We start from the raw sequence: 17,527 nt of genomic DNA, 5'->3' as shown, positions 1-17,527 counted from the left end.
TTTCTATTTGCCAATACAAAATCTACTAAAAATTTCTCCTAAGATATTTTCTGTAACTTCAGATCCTGATAGATTGCCGATGGAGTGTAGGGCGTGCCTTAGATCTTGAGCAACAAATTCTGGAGGGAGTTGAGAAGATAAGTTTTCTTGAGCCGCAACTAAACATTGGTGAATGGTTTTAAAAATAGTATAATGACGAGAAGATACTAAAAAAATTTTAGAATTTTTTCCTGAAGGGTTACATTGAATCCATTGTTGCAAAGCTCTTTTTAATTCTGTAAGACCCTTTCCTGTTTTTGTTGATACTGTAAATTGAGGTAAGTCGGTCTGAAGCTTCGGTGGCGTAGCAAGATCCGCTTTATTCCATATCAAGAAAGAAGGTTTAGAGAAAAGTATTTCGGGTAAAGACTTACAAGGTCGCGTTGAATCTATCACCCAAAGAATTCTTTCAGCGTGTTTCATTGCCTCTATAGCTCTATTAATACCTTCATTTTCTATATAGTCATTAGTTGTTCTTTGACCTGCGGTATCAATTAATCGGATACGTTTTCCTTGTAACAACCAAGCTTCTTCTAAAATATCTCGTGTAGTTCCTGGAATATCTGAGACAATAGCTCGATTTTTTTGTACAAGAGCGTTTAAAAGAGAAGATTTTCCAACATTTGGTTCTCCAGCAAGAATAATAGTTGTTCCTTGAGCTAGGCGTTGCCCTTCGTTAAAGCTATCTAAAAAATTTGCAACGATATCAAGAGATTTTTGAATATTTTGTTTAGGAATTTCTAATGAGGGTTGTTCTTCTTCTGGGAAATCTGCCAAGACTTCTATAAATGCTAAAGTTTCAAAAATCAAATTTGTAATTTCCTGAACTTTTTTTGAAAAAGCTCCTTGAAAATGCTCTTGGGCAATACGAAAAGCATCTAAATTATCTGCAGCAATAAGATTTTGTATGGCCTCAGCTTGAATGAGATCTATTTTTCCATTAAGAAAAGCTCTTTGAGAGAATTCCCCAGGAAGAGCTGCTCGCGCTCCTTCTGTAAACACTGATTCAAGAATTTGGGTGCAAGCAAAATATCCTCCATGACATTGAAATTCGATGACATCTTCTCCTGTAAATGATTTCGGAGAGCGCATAATGAGAAGCAATGCTTGATCTATGATAGTATTTTGGTAAAAAACATCTCCAAGATGAGCTGTATGAGAAGCATATTCAGTGACGTTCCCAGAAAAGATTCGATCAGCAATAAGAATTGCTTCTGGGCCAGATATTCGGACAATGGCAATGCCTCCTTCACCAGGAGGTGTGGCAATAGCTGCAATAGTGTCGTTTGTAAGCATAGAAATAGAAAGTTGGAATAACTTTTATTTAGAATATCAGGTTTTATATTAAAGAGATAAGGGGGTTTTTCTTTGGAAAGAGGCAGTTAATTAATTTGGATATTTTTATAAATCTTTTTATAGTTATTGAATTGCCTTGTTTAAGAGAAGATTTGTGAAGAAATTGCAGTACATAGATCGTTTGACTAAAGAAAGAGTTGTCGAGCCCATTTTTTATGAAAAAACGATGCGATTTTTATATAATTCAAAAATTGGAAAGGTATTGTCTATTCTTTTATCCCGAAATCCTTTTTTCTCTCGATTCTACGGTTGGGTTCAAAGACGTTCTTGGACTCGTAAACAAATAGCTCCTTTCGTGGCACGTTATAAAATTTCGGAGAAAGAATTAGAGCAGCCTATAACTGCTTATAAATCTTTTAATGATTTTTTTATTCGGAAATTAATCTTGGAAGCTCGACCTGTTTGTCCTGGAGATCATGTTTGCATAACTCCCGTAGATGGGCGTTATCTTGTTTATCCTAATATTGCAGATTTTAATACATTTGTAATCAAGTCAAAATATTTTTCCCTTCCAAAGTTATTGGGTGATAGTCAATTAGTTGAGCAATATGCTTTGGGAAGTATGGTTATAGCTCGTCTTGCGCCTTTTGATTATCATCGGTTTCATTTTCCTTGTGATTGTATCCCAGAAGAAACTCGACTTATTAATGGACATCTTTTTTCTGTTCATCCTATGGCTATAAAAAATAATTTTATTTTGTTTTGTGAAAATAAGAGAGCCATCACAGTTTTACGATCTGAGATATTTGGAAAAGTTCTTTATCTTGAAGTCGGTGCATTAAATGTTGGATCAATAGAGCAAACTTTTTCCTTAGGAAAACCTTATCGAAAAGGAGAAGAGAAGGGCTTTTTTTCTTTTGGAGGCTCTACAGTAATTTTACTTTTTCTTCCCCACAGTATTCGATTTGAAGATGATTTATTGAGAAATTCTCGTATGGGTCTTGAGACGCGCTGTTTAATGGGACAGGCTTTAGGAACTGTTCGTAGAGAAGAAAATTAAAGACTTTAAAGTTTTTTTTTGGTATTGCAAAGGGAGAGAAAAGTCAAAAATGGCAAATTATGTGGCTAGTCATCTTATGGACTTTAGTTACAAGTTTAGCAATAGCAGTTGTTGCTAAAAGTTATTACTGCCTTATTTGTTTTCGTCGTCATGCTACTCAGGTCATTCGAGAAGTCCGTTTAAGTATGGAGTTGAAGGAATGGGCTATTGCGGAGCAAAAACTTCTCCCAATTTTTAAAAAACGCTTTTTTAGGTATCTATGCTTGTTTGATTATATGCGGATCCTTCGGGAGATGGAACGTTTTGATGAAGCTGAAAAGTTACTTGCTGAAGCACATAAACTAAAATTGATAGGGGATGCATTCTTTTTAGAAGTTGCCTATAAAGCGTTTCGTTACGGAGCATTTAAAGAATGTGCTCAGGCTTTTTCTTTAATCCCCTTGGAAAAATTAGAAGAGCAAGATGCAGCTAAATTTGCTTCAGCTCTTGTTCGTTTGGGACATGTTAATGAAGCATGTAGTTTGATAGAACCTTGGATTTCTCCTCTTTCTCATCAAGAAACCTATATTACAGTTGGTTATATTTATTTTATTTCTAAGCGTTATCATGACGCAATAGAATTGTACAATCGTGCTTGTGCTTTAGGACCATGCCCTATAGAAGTGACCTATACCTTGGCTCACGCAAACCGGATCTCTTCAAATTATATTCAAGCTGGCCAATTGTTTCGAAAATTACTAGCAGATCCAGCTTATAAAGATGAAGCTCTATTTAATATCGGATTGTGTGAACAAAAATTAGGAAAGCCTGGTCGGGCTCTTTTAATTTATCAAAGTAGCCGTTTATGGTCGAGCGGGGATGCTTTATTAATGAAACATGCAGCCTTAGCTGCTATGGATATTCAGGATTATTTTTTAGCCGAGCGTTGTTGGAAATTTGCTTTGAATTGCCCTATCTTTGTAGAAGATGACAAATGCAATCTTAGTTACGGCTTATGTCTTTGCCGTTTGAGCAAATATTCTGATGCTGAAAAAATCTATCTTAAGATTATTCAAAAATCACCAGAATGTTTAATTGCTTGTAAAGCCTTGGCTTGGCTTGTTGGTGTAGGATTTGCGACTACTGTTGTTCCAAAAGAAGGTCTTATGTATGCAAGAAAAGCCGTTCAATTACATCATTGTTGCGAAACTTTAGAATTATTAAGTGCTTGTGAAGCACGTTTAGGGAATTTTGATGTTGCTTATGAAATACAATCTTTTCTTTCCTGCCAAGATAACTCTTTACAACAAAAAAAACGTCGAGCACAAATTATGCGTAATTTAAGGCAGAAATTGCCTTTGAGTGATCATCATATCATGGAAATCATGACGTTGCTTGCTGCATAATTGTTGTTTTGTCTTATTTCCTTATTTTTATAAATTTTTTTGATGAGTTGCTGAGAGAAATAGGGCTTCAGGGAACTTTTATTCGTTTTATTAAGTCTAATAGAGTATGGTGTTAAGAGATGTTCTCGTAAAAGATAATGAAGTTTTATACAATTTGAACAATGTATGATAGATTTTCTTAAACGCTTCTTTGGTTCTTCGCAAGAGCGTACTTTAAAAAAATTCCAAAAGCTTGTTGATAGTGTAAATATTTTCGATGAAATGTTTACTCTCCTATCTGATGAGGAATTGCGAAGTAAAACAGTAGAATTAAAAAAACGGTATCAGGAAGGTGAATCCTTAGATGCTTTGCTTCCTGAAGCCTATGGTGTAGTGAAAAACGTCTGTCGGCGCCTTGCTGGAACTCCTGTAGAAGTTTCTGGTTACCATCAGGAATGGGACATGGTGCCGTATGATGTCCAAATCCTAGGTGCTATTGCTATGCACAAAGGATTTATTACAGAGATGCAAACTGGTGAAGGGAAAACCTTAACTGCAGTTATGCCTCTTTTCTTGAACGCATTAAGTGGAAAGTCCGTACATCTTGTCACGGTGAATGATTATCTAGCTCAACGAGATTGTGAATGGGTTGGATCTGTATTACGCTGGTTAGGATTACGCACAGGAGTTCTTATTTCTGGAACACCTACAGAAAAACGTAAAGAGATTTATCAATGTGATGTCGTTTATGGAACTGCTTCCGAGTTCGGTTTTGATTACCTGAGAGATAATTCTATTGCAACCCGAGCTGAAGATCAGGTAGGTCGAGGCTTTTATTTCGCAATAATTGATGAAGTTGATTCTGTATTGATAGATGAGGCTAGAACCCCTCTAATAATTTCTGGGCCAGGGGAAAAACATAATCCTGTTTATTCTGAATTAAAAAATAAGGTAGCAGAGCTTGTCGTTTTACAACGGGATCTTTGTAATCAGATTGCCCTTGAAGCTCGTCGTGGGTTAGATCCTTTTTTAGATACTGATTTTCTTCCTAAAGATAAGAAAAAATTTGAAGCTATTTCTGAGTGCTGTCGTAGTTTTTGGCTGGTAAGCAAGGGAATGCCCTTAAATCGTATTTTACGTAGAGTTCGAGAACATCCAGATTTACGTGCTCTCATTGATAAGTGGGATGTTTATTATCACGCGGAGCAAAATAAAGAAGAGTGTTTAGAACTCCTAGCTCAATTATATATCACTGTTGACGAACATAATAATGATTTTGAACTGACAGATAAAGGAATGTTACAATGGGTAGAGCATGCTGAAGGCTCTGCTGAAGATTTTGTTATGATGGATATGGGGCACGAGTACTCTTTGATAGACCATGATAACTCCTTATCTCCCGTAGATAAAATTAATAAAAAGATAGCTGTTTCTGAAGAAGATGCTCAGAGAAAAGCTAGAGCTCATGGTTTGAGACAGTTATTGCGAGCTCAATTATTAATGGAGCGAGATGTTGATTACATCGTGCGTGAAGGTGATATCGTAATTATTGATGAACATACAGGTCGTCCTCAACCTGGTCGTCGTTTTTCTGATGGGTTGCATCAAGCTATTGAAGCAAAGGAAGATGTTAAGATTCGTAAAGAATCTCAGACTTTTGCTACCGTTACGCTGCAGAACTTTTTCCGTCTATATGACAAACTTGCAGGGATGACAGGAACTGCAATTACCGAATCTCGAGAATTCAAAGAAATTTATAATTTATACGTACTACAGGTTCCGACATATAAGCCTTGTTTACGTATAGATCACAATGATGAATTCTATATGACGGAGCGTGAAAAATACCACGCTATCATTAGTGAGATCTCTAAAGTACATCAAAAAGGTAATCCTATTCTTGTTGGAACAGAATCTGTGGAAGTATCAGAGAAACTTTCGCGTATTTTGAAACAGAATCGGATAGGGCATACTGTATTAAATGCAAAAAACCATGCTCAAGAAGCTGAAATTATTGCTGGAGCAGGCAAACTTGGTGCCGTGACCGTTGCAACCAATATGGCTGGACGAGGAACTGATATCAAATTAGATGAGGAAGCTGTCATCGTAGGAGGACTACATGTTATCGGAACTTCCCGTCATCAATCTCGTCGTATTGATAGACAGCTAAGAGGAAGATGTGCTCGGTTAGGAGACCCAGGCTCAGCTAAATTCTTCTTATCTTTCGAAGATCGTTTGATGCGACTTTTCGCTTCTCCTAAATTAAATGCTTTGATTCGTCATTTTCGTCCTCCCGAAGGTGAAGCTATGTCAGACCCTATGTTTAATAGGATGATAGAAACCGCCCAGAAACGTGTAGAAGGTCGAAATTATACTATTCGAAAGCATACTTTAGAATATGACGATGTAATGAATAAACAGCGCCAAACTATTTATGCTTTTCGTAATGATGTTTTGTATGAAGAAGATATCTTTGCTCTGATACAAGAAGTTATTTACCACGTGGCCTTAATGGTAGCCAATGCTGTGGTATCTTCTTCTGGAGTTCCTACACAACTTCAAGAATGGATGGATTACTCTTTCCCTATAGAATTAGACAAATCTCAACTACTAGAACTCGGAAACATAGATACAATAGCAGAAAAAATCTCTCAAAAGCTTACTCAAGTCTTGTCTCAGAAGTTTTCTCATATGATTCAAGAAATTGCAGCAGCAGCAGAAAATAAAACTATTGATGTAGAGAGGATTTGTAAAGACATCTTCCGTTCAGTGATGATTATGCACATCGATGAACAGTGGAAAATTCACCTTATAGAGATGGATTTACTACGTAGTGAGGTAGGTTTAAGAACTGTGGGTCAGAAAGATCCTTTATTGGAATATAAATATGAATCTTTCTTTTTATTCGAAGGGCTAATTCGTGATATTCGTATTATGCTTACTAAGCATCTATTTCATTTGGAACTTACAGCACAACGAGAACAAGCTAATAGTAAAATCATTCCTACTGTAGCAACATCTTTCCATAGTGATGTTAATTTTGGTCCTATGGAGTTTACGATTGTTTCAGAGTCTGAAGAGGAGTAAAAAAGAGACGAGAAGATATTTTCGGCCTCTTTTTTAGTTTCTTGATACTTTATTTGATCTTGGAGTATTAGATAAACGTTTCCCAATCCGACCAAGAAAAATTATCATTTTGATGGCGTATCCAAAATGTTCTGCGATTATCAGCTATAAAGAATTGGACATAGTGATGTACTTTTTTGCTTGCCATACTGATAACGATGTTGTTTAAGCTTTCAGAACCTTTAGGAAAATCTTCTGGGGCATTGATAAAAGACTCTACATTCGTTGTGAGAAGAAATTCTGATCCCGTAAGACTGTTGAAATCGTAAGTTTTGGACGAAATCGTTTTAATAGGAATATGAGACCACAGTTCCCACTGTCCTTTTTGGTGATTACGGGTATAGGCAAGGTTATCTTCACTTATATAGAATTGGCGAATGGTTCCCTGTAATATGGAATTACCGAGAACTATAAGAAGATCCCCATCATCTTTTTCTTCTTCAACATACACTCCTGTTTCGTGATATTTATCTAGTGAAATAGTTTCTTCAGAGTTGTAAGAGAGATCTTTATCAAGAAAGTAGTATTGATCTGCTTCTGATGTATCGTGATGATCATGGTTCATAGCTTTATATCTCCAAAAATAATTAATTTGTTTAATTACTGTTTAAATAAAAGTTATTCTTTTTTTTAACAAATTAATTTGTTCTTTTCGGTTTTTCTTTAAAACTTAAATCAAAAGGTATTCCATGTAATTTGAAGGATGTTTTTAGTGAATTTCTTAAATAATGTTCATATTGTTTTGTTAACAATGATTTTGCATTAATAAATAATAAGAATTGAAAAGGAGAAGAAGTTTTTTGAATCGCATAATAGATTCTTAATCTTCTACCATTAATGATTTGAGGATGGTGTTTTTGTAATGCAGAAGCCAATGTTTTATTTACCATTGGGGTTGAAAGCTTCCTAGAAATTGTATCGTGTAATTCATTAATAGTTCGGAAAATTTGAGATAAATTACGTTTTTTTATGGCTGAAATACACAAAATTTTTGCTTGGCCAAGATAAGAATCTGTTGCGAGAATATCCCGACAATAATGTTCCATACGAACTTCTCGCATTAAATCCCATTTATTAACGAGTAAGATATGGGGTTTTTTCTCTTTAGAGATTAGAGAGAGAATACGTTTATCATAAGAAGAGAGTCCTAGAACGGCATCTATCACAAGAAGACAGATATCTGCTCGCGCAATAGCTTTTTCTGCCCGAGATGAGGAAATCCACTCTACAGAATTTTTAACACTTTTCATTTTCCTAAGACCAGCAGTATCTATGAACAGATAGGAGCGATCATTGTAAGTATAGAGTATGTCAACGTTATCTCGAGTGGTCCCTGGAATATTGTCAGTTATACAACGTTCTTCATTAAGTAAGCCGTTAATAATTGAAGATTTTCCAACATTAGGTCTGCCAATTAGAGCTATTTTTAAAGTTTTCTGTGTATCTTGAGTCTCAAGTTTCGCAATAGGTTTTTCTACTACGAAATCATTAATGTTATTTTCATAAAATGCTTCTGTTGTAGCTAAAAGCTCTTCAGAAATCTCAACTTCTTGATCTTGAGTATCATCAACAATGACAGTTTCTTCAACAGGATCTGGAATTGCTGCAAGTTTCTTTATTTTATCAATAAGAGCATTAATACATTTTCCATGAGCTGCAGATGTCGCTATGACTTCTGAAATCCCAAGAGAATAGAATTCGTGTATTCTTATCTCGTCGTTATGGTTATCAGCTTTGTTTGCTACAAGGATGATGGGTTTATTTAGAGGTAGGAGTTGTTTTGCCAATACAGCATCTTGTTCTGTAATTCCACAGCGAATATCAACCACTAATAATAAAACGTCAGCTTCTTGTGCCCCAGTTATGGCTTGTTTAGATATATGCTTTTGAAAGTGATCTTGGGAATTTTTATTAACTCCCCCTGTATCTATAACCTGTATAGTAGAGCCACAGATAAGCGCATTACCATATAAACGGTCTCGAGTTGTTCCCTCTTCAGAGTTTACAATAGCTAAAGATCGTTTGCACAGCCTGTTAAAAAGGGAGGATTTGCCCACATTGGGCCTTCCTAAGATAGCGATTCGCAACATAAATAGTCTCGTTTTATCTTAAGCCTTTGATAATTACGAGAAAATAATAGAAGCTAAAAAATTAAATCTAAAGAGATAAAATCTTATTGACAACTTAAGGAATGTCTTGGTTTTAGATAAATTATTTCCAAAAACCTTTTTCTTGCAAAAGCAACAAAATTTTTTCTTTGTCTAAACACTCGTTTTCTATAGAGAGAGTTTCTGCTTCTTTTAGTAGATCTCCAAGTAATCTGCCTGGAGCAATACCTTTCGCCATAAGATCTGGAGCTGAAATAAGAGGAGATGCTGTTTTTATTCTTAAAATAAACTGCTCAAGGCGAGTTTCTAGTTCTTGAACACGAGCAATAAAGTGTTGTTGTTTACTAGGATCTTTTTGAAGAGCCGAAAATAATTCCAAAAACATTGAAGCTGATGGAGACGCAAGGAAATGAGCCCAAAATACTCGATTGCTAGAAATATTTTGAAAATTAGGCAAAATCTTGTACCAAGATTCTATAAATTGTAATTCTTTATTAGAAACTTTTAATCTTGCAAAGGCTACAGATGTTGCTTCTTCTGGAACTCCTTGAAATAAGGGAAGTAAAAGAAGTATCTCAGGAAAATTCTGAGGATTTAGCTTATTTAGAAAGTTTATGGTTGTTCGTAATAAGCTATAAGGAACATTCCGAAGTTCCGGGAAAATAACTACAAGAACCTTAAGCTTTAGTAGTAAGGATAGAGCAGAATAAGGTTGTTGTTTTATCATTTTTTTAAGTTCTTGCCAAATCCTTTCTGGAGAGACAGATTTGATAAGTGTAGGAACTTCTTTAACAATGGCTCTTTCTGTCGCAGGATCTAAAGTAAAGCCTAAAGAAGATGAAAAACGAATAGCTCTTAAGATTCGAAGCTTATCCTCGGCAAATCTTAATCTAGGATGACCTATAGCTCGGATAACTTTTTTTTCAATATCTTGAGTTCCTTCAACAAAATCAAAAATTTTATCTTCAAAAGGATCGTAATATATACCGTTAACAGAAAAATCTCGACGTAGAGCATCTTCACGCATTGAAGAAAATACAATTCCTTTAGGATGACGGCCGTCTTCATATTCTTTATCACAACGAAATGTTGCAACTTCAAAAAGATATCCTTCTTGCTTAACTACAATAATCCCAAAAGCAGCTCCGATTGTAATAACGTCTGTGAAAATAGTAGAGACTATAATGGAAGGGGCGTTGGTTGCGATATCTATGTCTGTAATGGGTCTTCCCATTAACATATCTCTAACACAACCACCAACAAGATAAGCTTGATAACCAGCATTTCGTAGTTTTATAAGAACGTTTTTTGCAGCCTTAAAGGCATCGGTATTCATTTTATCCCCATGCAAAGAAAACGTTATGCTATAGCTTCTGGTGTTCTTCTTATGATTAACGGGGCTTTATTTTCTACTATTGTGTTTTCTTGAATACGTATAGATTCTACAGTAGGATCTGAAGGAACTTCAAACATGAGATCTCTTAAGAGATTTTCTAGGATCATTCCTAAAGCGCGAGCCCCAGTTTTTGCTTGCTTTGCTTTTTTTGCTATAGCATATAAAGCTTCTTTTTCGAAGATTAACTTTACGTTTTCCTCAGCAAATAACTCTACGTACTGCTTAACTATTGCATTTGTAGGTTCAGTAAGAATTGCAACAAGCTCATCTAAAGAAAGCTCCTCACAATTAGCTATACAATTAAACCTTCCAACAAATTCAGGAATCATACCAAAAGCAATAAGATCTTCAGTCTCAACTTTTTCTAGAAAATGATCTCGGTCTTTTTGAGTCAAATCTGCTTGATCATCAGAAAATCCTATAGTAGTTTTCCCTAATCGTTTACTAATAATTTTATCTAAATTGACAAAAGCTCCTCCAACAATAAACAAAATATTTTCTGTATTTACACGAATATATTCTTGATTAGGATGCTTGCGCCCTCCTTTAGGAGGAACATTTGCTGTTGTCCCTTCAATAATTTTTAATAGTGCTTGTTGAACACCTTCTCCCGATACGTCTCTAGTAATAGATACGTTAGCTGTTGTTCTACCAATCTTGTCAATTTCGTCAATGTAGATAATACCTCTCTCTGCTCTACCAACGTCATAATCTGCAGATTGAAGAAGTCGAAGAACAATATTTTCTACATCCTCTCCAACATAACCAGCTTCTGTAAGAGTTGTGGCATCTGCTATGGTAAAAGGGACATCGAGAATCTTTGCTAGCGTTTTTGCTATTAAAGTTTTTCCAGAGCCTGTAGGGCCAAGAAGTAAGACATTAGATTTTCCATAACTAACTTGTTTATTTTGTAATAAAGCTCGAATACGCTTGTAGTGATTATAGACAGCAACCGCAATCGTTTTCTTTGCTCGTTCTTGCCCAATGACATACTCGTCTATATGTTTTTTTATTTCTTTGGGGGTGAGCACTCGTAAATCAACACTTTGAGGTGGAGTCTCTGATGTAGGAACCGAGGATGATGAAGCCAGAGGTTTTTTATCTAAGATACCGGAACATAACTTAATGCAATAATCACAAATATAGACCGATGGGCCTGCAATCAGCTTTTCTACATCTTTTTCTGAACGACCACAAAAAGAACAAATGGTTAGATTTTTTTTATTCATAATTTTTCTCTAGGAGCTAGTAGTATCTTTGTCTTTAGCTTCTTTTGCTGAAGTGACAACTTTATCAATAAGACCATATGAAATCGCTTCCTCTGCTCCCATAAAAAAGTCTCGCTCAGAATCTTCTATAATTTTTTCAACTGATTGGCCAGTACATTCAGCTAAAATATTTGCAAGGTGTTTTTTTAATGTTAAAATTTCTGCTGCTTGTAACTGAATGTCAGCAGATGTTCCTATAATCCCTCCGGAAGGTTGATGAATCATCATCCGACTATGAGGAAGTGCATGACGTTTTCCTTTAGTTCCTGCTGAGAGTAGTAGAGCTCCCATAGAAGCAGCCTGACCTATACAATAAGTACTTACATCACACCCTAAAAAACGAATAGTATCATAAATAGCTAATCCTGCTGTGATGTAACCACCAGGGGAATTGATAAAAATCTGAACATCCTTTTTAGGATCTTCGGACATGAGAAATAGTAGTTGAGCAATTACTGTATTCGCTAAAGGTTCGGTAATTTCTTGACCGATTATTACAATACGATCCTTTAGGAGTCTTGAGTAAATATCCATAGCGCGTTCGCCACGGCCTGTATCCTCAACAACATATGGCACTAATGTCATTTATATTTCCTCATCACAAGTTTCTATCTTTATCTTGAACCTAAGTAGGCGTGTCAATTCTATAATAAATTTTAATGCTTATTTTTGTTGCCGACTCAATAACAAACTTAGACATTAAAATCTTGAATTCTATGTTTCAGACCTTCTTGGGTCAAGTATTTTCCTTTAGATAGCTATGTTGGGGTTGATGCAGTTAATATTTCTGCTTTTTCAAGCACTTTTTCTATGGCTTTGCTATAAGTAAGGCGATCTCGAGATGCAGAAATTAGTTCTTGCAAAACTTCGTTAGAAATATTTTTAGGTGGTTGAGAGCCAAAACGCTCTCTAGAGCATGCTTCTATTGTATACTGAAGTTCTTCTCGATTAAAAGAAAGTTGCTCTTCTACAAAAATTTTGCGAGTTAGAAATGAAAGACGAAGAGCTTTAACTGCACTATCTTCCGCTTCTTTTAAAAGCTCTGGCTTACGAGATTCCAATTCTTCATTAGAACAATATTGAATCAGACGAGCATTTAAAAGTTTTTCTCTTGTGAGTATAGAAATACGTTCTTTAAGAAGTGTAGCGGGAAGTTCAAAGTCAACAAGAGAAGCAAGAGCCTCTTCTGCTTCAGAAAAACGTTGTTGTTGAAGTTTTTCTTTGGCTTGATTTTCCAATCGTGCACGAAGTTTTGTTTTTAATTCGTCTAAAGATGCAACCTGAAGTTGTTGAACTTTTTCTTCATCCAATTCTGGGACAAAAATTTCCATAACAGCATTTACTGTAAAAATTAGTGTATCTCCATTTAAAAATTTCTGTATTTCAGGGGAAGAAATATGCTCGATAATACGATGCCCTACAGAAGCTCCTAAAAATTTCTCTTTAAACGCATCTGTCATATCTTCGTCTGAAAGTTTGAAGTATTTATTTTCAAAAATTGGAGAGAGAACAGTCTCTTCATTTTGTTTTGAAACGTGTAGGGAAATCGAAAGAAAGTCACCCTCTTGAGAAGGTCGAGTTACGGGAGTTTTTGTTGCGAAAAAGTATGCGATATTATTTAAACTTTTGGCGATATCTTCTTCTGAAACTTCTTCCAGTTGAGATGCTTCTGGAAGGGTCAGTTTTTCCCAAGAAATTTCTGGAATTATAGGAAAAGCTTCATAGGTAAACGAAACTTGCCCACCTTCAGATAAATCACAAGCTTGAATAGCTGTGGATTGAACTGCTTGTGGCGAAAGAGGCCGACGATCTCCCACAGAGGATAGAGCTGAATAAGCTGCTTGAATAAGAAGTTCGTTACACTCTTTGCGTATAGCATCAGGATAGCGAGTTACAATAGTATCGTCAGGAGCTTTGCCCTTTCGAAACCCAGGAAGGGTGATATTCTTTTTAACTTTTTTAATCGCTTGTCTATGGAAAGAGTTAAGTAACTCGGGTGAAGTTTTCACTAAGGCAGAAACTAAACAATTTGGATGTTCTTCTAAGTCTATAGAAAATTGTTCATTGGAAAAACTACGCGACACAGGGCTACCCATACTAAGTATTGGAAGAGAAAGCGGGTGATGAGGCTTGAACTCACGACCTTTACGTTGGCAACGTAGCGCTCTACCACTGAGCTACACCCGCAAGAAAAGAAGTATTCTAATTTTTCGAGGAGTTTTTAGCAATGGGTAGCATTGTTACTTTGTAGAGTTGAGTGACTACACATGGGGTAGTGTTAAGCATAAAATTTTTCATTGATTTAGCGTAAATAAACGGGTACAAGTAAGCAGATTCTATCATCAGCTCTTAATTTAGAGGAGAAATGCTTAACTTTCGCAAATTACGCCGAGATTTTTCAGCTAATATTTTACAAGAAGGTAAAGAACTTTTTGAACAGGGAGCAGTAGTTAATGCAAAAATCCTCTCCATGAATGGGGAAACAGTTTGTATTGGCGCACAAATTCGTGGTCTTTATGACAATATTTATGAGTGTGAGATAGAAGTAGATAGATCTGAATCAGATACTGTAGATTCCAACTGCGACTGCTCTTATAATTTTGATTGTCAACATATCGTTGCATTGCTGTTTTATTTGGAGCAGTATTTTAATGAAATGGTTGTTGCATATTCTCGAGAAGCAGATTTAGAAACGAATCAAGAAATTAATGAGGAAGTTAAGAAAGAACTACAAGAAACCTTTGTTACTGCCGCAACTAGAGAAGAGGAACGCAAAGATCGTGAACACCAAAAAGAAATTCTTCGTGAATATATTCATGCTTCCAATGCATTAAGTGTAAATCCATTTTTCTTGCCTTTGGAATATTTAGAAAAGGATTTCGCGGAGCTTGCTGTTTTATTTGTTGCAGCAACTGAAGAGGCATTTGTTTCAAATAATCATCCTATAGAATTCCAACTTGTTCTTCGTCTTCCTGGCCGTTCGAAGCCTTTTTATATTCCAAATATTCGTACTTTTCTTGAAGGCGTGTTGTATCAGGAGCCTATAATTCTTAATGGAAGGCGTTTCTTCTTTACGATGCAATCTTTTAATGCCTCAGATCGGAAGTTAATAGATCTTTTGATTCGCTATGTGCGTTATCCCAACCAAGTTTCTGAAGAAAAGCTTTTAAAATCTGCTTATTTGATGCATGCATCCTTGGGCGTTATCTTAGCTAAGATGTTTGAATATCAACTCGCAGATCGAGGTGGGGTACAGTCAGGAGAAAGAGAAAACTTCTCAGGATTTTTCTGTGGGAATCTGGAAGAACCTTTGTATTGGTCTGTAATACCTGCTCGAATGAAATTCAATTTGGACTTTTTTGATACGCCTTACAAAGCATTATTAATGAGCCCGATGATTTTGGTAGATGATGATGAAGTACTTCCAGAGCATACTTTATTACTTGAATCTGATGTTCCAGGTATAATTCATCGTAATGTGTATCATCGCTTCCCTCCACAAATAAAGCGGGCTCATTTACGTTCTTTTGCTCGCTTAAGAGACATTACTATTCCTGAAGCTCTTTTTGGTGCATTTATAGAAAACGCTCTTCCAGTATTTCAAGAGTATGCTGAAGTTGCGAATGTGCATCTTTTAAATTCTTTTGTGACTTTACCTTTCGTAGATGAGATTCGCGCCATTTGTGATATGAGTTATTTGGATGGAGAATTAGAAGCGAAGTTATATTTCCTCTATGGTTCATTACGGGTTCCTGCAGCTCCATTAGCTTTGCAATATGGAGATATTCGTGCTTTTATTCGTGAAGAGGGTATTTTAGCGCGTAATCTTGTGGAAGAACGTAAAATTATAGAAGAAGTCTTTTCTGGTTTTATTTACGATGAACGAGATGGAGCTTTTCATGTTAAAAGTGAAAAGAAAATCGTAGAATTTATGACGGAGACTATTCCTGCAAACCAACATAGGATAACGTTCAATTCTCCAGAGAATCTCTCAGATCAATTTATTTATGATGAAACGAGTTTTGATCTTTCCTTTAGAGAAGGAACAGATATCAATTACTATGAAGCTGAATTAAAAATTCATGGTTTGTTGAAAGGGGTAAGCTTAGATCTTTTATGGGATTGTATTAGTGCTAAGAAGCGTTTTTTGGAACTTCCTAAAAAAGGAGTGCAAATTAAAAATGGCCGTCGAGGAAATACTTTTAGCCAAACTAAATTGCCATGTATTCTTGTTTTAGACTTAGAGAAGATTGCTCCAGTGGTGCAAATTTTCAATGAGATTGGCTTTAAAGTTTTAGATAATTTTATCGAAAAATGTCCTTTATGGAGCTTAACGAGTATTTCAGTTGAGCAATTTGAAGGATTACCTGTGAATTTCTCTATGACAGACAAGCTTAAGGAAATTCAACAACAAATTCGTGGTGAAATTGCATTTAATTTCCAAGAAGTCCCAGAACAAATACAAGCAACTTTGCGTGAATATCAAACGGAAGGAGTGCATTGGTTAGAACGTCTGAGAAAAATGCATCTTAATGGCATTTTAGCCGATGATATGGGTTTAGGGAAAACTTTACAGGCGATCATTGCTGTTACACAAAGTAAACTTGAAAAGGGACAAGGATGCTCCCTCATTGTTTGTCCGACATCTTTAGTTTATAACTGGAAAGAAGAATTTCGTAAGTTTAATCCAAATTTCAAAACGCTAGTAATAGATAGTGTTCCTTCACAACGACGTAAACAGTTAACGCTTTTATCAGATCACGATGTAGCTATAACATCCTATAATCTGTTACAAAAAGATATAGAAATTTATAAAAACTTTCATTTTGATTATGTCGTTTTGGATGAAGCTCATCATATTAAAAATAGAACAACGCGGAACGCTAAATCTGTTAAAATGATCCAATCTGATCACAAGTTAATTTTAACAGGAACACCTATAGAAAATTCTCTTGAAGAATTATGGAGTCTCTTTGATTTCTTAATGCCAGGGCTTTTAAGTAGTTACGATCGCTTTGTCGGAAAGTACATTCGGACTGGGAACTATATGGGAAATAAAGCCGATAACATGATGGCTCTTAAACGTAAGGTTTCTCCGTTTATTTTACGTCGTATGAAAGAAGACGTTTTAAAAGATTTACCTCCTGTCTCAGAAATTCTTTACCATTGTCATCTTACAGATTCTCAACGAGAGCTTTACCAATCTTATGCAGCTTCTGCAAAACAGGAGTTGTCTCGCTTAGTTAAACAAGAAGGTTTTGATCGAATTCACATTCATGTACTTGCAACGTTGACTCGATTGAAACAGATTTGTTGTCATCCAGCGATTTTTGCTAAAGATTCTCCAGAACCTGGAGATTCTGCGAAATACGACATGCTGATGGATTTATTGTCTTCTCTAGTTGATTCTGGGCATAAAACAGTGGTTTTCAGTCAATATACAAAGATGTTGTCCATTATAAAGAGGGATTTGGAAGTTCGAGGAGTTCCTTTCGTTTATTTGGATGGTTCTACTAAGAATAGATTAGAATTAGTAAATCAATTTAATGAAGATCCGAGTTTATTAGTGTTCTTGATTTCGTTAAAAGCTGGAGGAACAGGTCTGAACTTAGTTGGAGCAGATACTGTAATTCACTATGATATGTGGTGGAATCCTGCAGTAGAAAATCAAGCTACCGATCGAGTTCATCGTATAGGTCAGAGTCGCTCTGTTTCCTCATACAAACTAGTTACATTAAATACTATTGAAGAAAAGATACTCTCCTTACAGAATAGGAAAAAGAGCCTTGTAAAGAAAGTCATCAATTCTGATGATGAAGTCGTCTCCAAGTTAACTTGGGAAGAAGTATTGGAATTGTTACAAATATGAT

At 35.7% G+C, this 17,527-nt stretch carries 11 protein-coding genes and 1 tRNA gene; 4 read left to right on the top strand and 8 right to left on the bottom strand.

The genetic code is table 11. The features are described from left to right. Window positions 1-3: 3 nt before the first annotated feature. On the bottom strand, window positions 4-1,335 hold the full coding sequence (mnmE, locus tag JMS40_RS00945) for a tRNA uridine-5-carboxymethylaminomethyl(34) synthesis GTPase MnmE (protein ID WP_201456406.1): 1,332 nt from the start codon (window positions 1,333-1,335) through the stop codon (window positions 4-6). 154 nt (window positions 1,336-1,489) lie between these two features. On the opposite strand from mnmE, the gene JMS40_RS00940 reads away from it, so the two are divergent. The 3 genes from JMS40_RS00940 (at window position 1,490) to secA (ending at window position 6,846) form a co-directional block, all read left to right on the top strand. Next, the gene (locus JMS40_RS00940) at window positions 1,490-2,395 is read left to right on the top strand and encodes a phosphatidylserine decarboxylase (RefSeq protein ID WP_201456405.1); all 906 of its coding nucleotides are present in this window, start codon (window positions 1,490-1,492) and stop codon (window positions 2,393-2,395) included. A gap of 59 nt (window positions 2,396-2,454) precedes the next feature. Beyond that, entirely contained in the window at window positions 2,455-3,780 is a 1,326-nt protein-coding gene (locus tag JMS40_RS00935; RefSeq protein WP_201456404.1) for a hypothetical protein, read from the top strand. A gap of 165 nt (window positions 3,781-3,945) precedes the next feature. After that, window positions 3,946-6,846 (top strand): preprotein translocase subunit SecA, encoded by a 2,901-nt coding sequence (secA, locus tag JMS40_RS00930; protein ID WP_201456403.1) that lies wholly within the window; start codon window positions 3,946-3,948, stop codon window positions 6,844-6,846. Window positions 6,847-6,913: 67 nt separating this feature from the next. Here the strand turns inward: secA and JMS40_RS00925 are convergent, their stop codons facing one another. The 7 genes from JMS40_RS00925 to JMS40_RS00895 all read right to left on the bottom strand — a co-directional run bounded on the left by JMS40_RS00925 (window position 6,914) and on the right by JMS40_RS00895 (window position 13,844). After that, a complete protein-coding gene (locus JMS40_RS00925; protein WP_201456402.1) occupies window positions 6,914-7,450 on the bottom strand; it encodes a hypothetical protein in 537 nt (178 codons plus the stop codon). Between the two features lie 73 nt (window positions 7,451-7,523). Further along, window positions 7,524-8,975 carry a ribosome biogenesis GTPase Der gene (gene der / locus JMS40_RS00920; protein ID WP_201456401.1) on the bottom strand — a complete coding sequence of 484 codons (1,452 nt, stop codon included), beginning with the start codon at window positions 8,973-8,975 and terminating at the stop codon, window positions 7,524-7,526. Between the two features lie 121 nt (window positions 8,976-9,096). After that, on the bottom strand, window positions 9,097-10,329 hold the full coding sequence (locus JMS40_RS00915) for a CCA tRNA nucleotidyltransferase (protein WP_201456400.1): 1,233 nt from the start codon (window positions 10,327-10,329) through the stop codon (window positions 9,097-9,099). 23 nt (window positions 10,330-10,352) lie between these two features. Beyond that, entirely contained in the window at window positions 10,353-11,618 is a 1,266-nt protein-coding gene (gene clpX, locus JMS40_RS00910) for an ATP-dependent Clp protease ATP-binding subunit ClpX (protein WP_201456399.1), read from the bottom strand. A gap of 9 nt (window positions 11,619-11,627) precedes the next feature. Next, the gene (locus JMS40_RS00905; protein ID WP_201456398.1) at window positions 11,628-12,242 is read right to left on the bottom strand and encodes an ATP-dependent Clp protease proteolytic subunit; all 615 of its coding nucleotides are present in this window, start codon (window positions 12,240-12,242) and stop codon (window positions 11,628-11,630) included. A gap of 173 nt (window positions 12,243-12,415) precedes the next feature. Continuing rightward, window positions 12,416-13,741 (bottom strand): trigger factor, encoded by a 1,326-nt coding sequence (gene tig / locus JMS40_RS00900; protein WP_201456397.1) that lies wholly within the window; start codon window positions 13,739-13,741, stop codon window positions 12,416-12,418. A gap of 31 nt (window positions 13,742-13,772) precedes the next feature. Continuing rightward, window positions 13,773-13,844: transfer RNA gene (locus tag JMS40_RS00895), tRNA-Gly, on the bottom strand. Window positions 13,845-14,022: 178 nt separating this feature from the next. Between JMS40_RS00895 and JMS40_RS00890 the strand changes: the two genes are divergently transcribed. Next, window positions 14,023-17,526 (top strand): DEAD/DEAH box helicase, encoded by a 3,504-nt coding sequence (locus tag JMS40_RS00890; RefSeq protein WP_201456396.1) that lies wholly within the window; start codon window positions 14,023-14,025, stop codon window positions 17,524-17,526. Window position 17,527 lies beyond the last annotated feature (1 nt).

Origin of the sequence: Chlamydia sp. 17-3921 (assembly GCF_902705545.1) — a bacterium.
Taxonomy (GTDB): domain Bacteria; phylum Chlamydiota; class Chlamydiia; order Chlamydiales; family Chlamydiaceae; genus Chlamydia.
This window is presented reverse-complemented; position numbering and strand designations above follow the sequence as displayed.

Bases quoted from the DNA above. Each gene is read 5' to 3' on its own strand.
- mnmE (WP_201456406.1), bottom strand. From the start codon at position 1,335: ATGCTTACAAACGACACTATTGCAGCTATTGCCACACCTCCTGGTGAA.
- JMS40_RS00935 (WP_201456404.1), top strand. From the start codon at position 2,455: ATGTGGCTAGTCATCTTATGGACTTTAGTTACAAGTTTAGCAATAGCA.
- secA (WP_201456403.1), top strand. From the start codon at position 3,946: ATGATAGATTTTCTTAAACGCTTCTTTGGTTCTTCGCAAGAGCGTACT.
- JMS40_RS00925 (WP_201456402.1), bottom strand. From the start codon at position 7,450: ATGAACCATGATCATCACGATACATCAGAAGCAGATCAATACTACTTT.
- der (WP_201456401.1), bottom strand. From the start codon at position 8,975: ATGTTGCGAATCGCTATCTTAGGAAGGCCCAATGTGGGCAAATCCTCC.
- JMS40_RS00915 (WP_201456400.1), bottom strand. From the start codon at position 10,329: ATGAATACCGATGCCTTTAAGGCTGCAAAAAACGTTCTTATAAAACTA.
- clpX (WP_201456399.1), bottom strand. From the start codon at position 11,618: ATGAATAAAAAAAATCTAACCATTTGTTCTTTTTGTGGTCGTTCAGAA.
- JMS40_RS00905 (WP_201456398.1), bottom strand. From the start codon at position 12,242: ATGACATTAGTGCCATATGTTGTTGAGGATACAGGCCGTGGCGAACGC.
- JMS40_RS00890 (WP_201456396.1), top strand. From the start codon at position 14,023: ATGCTTAACTTTCGCAAATTACGCCGAGATTTTTCAGCTAATATTTTA.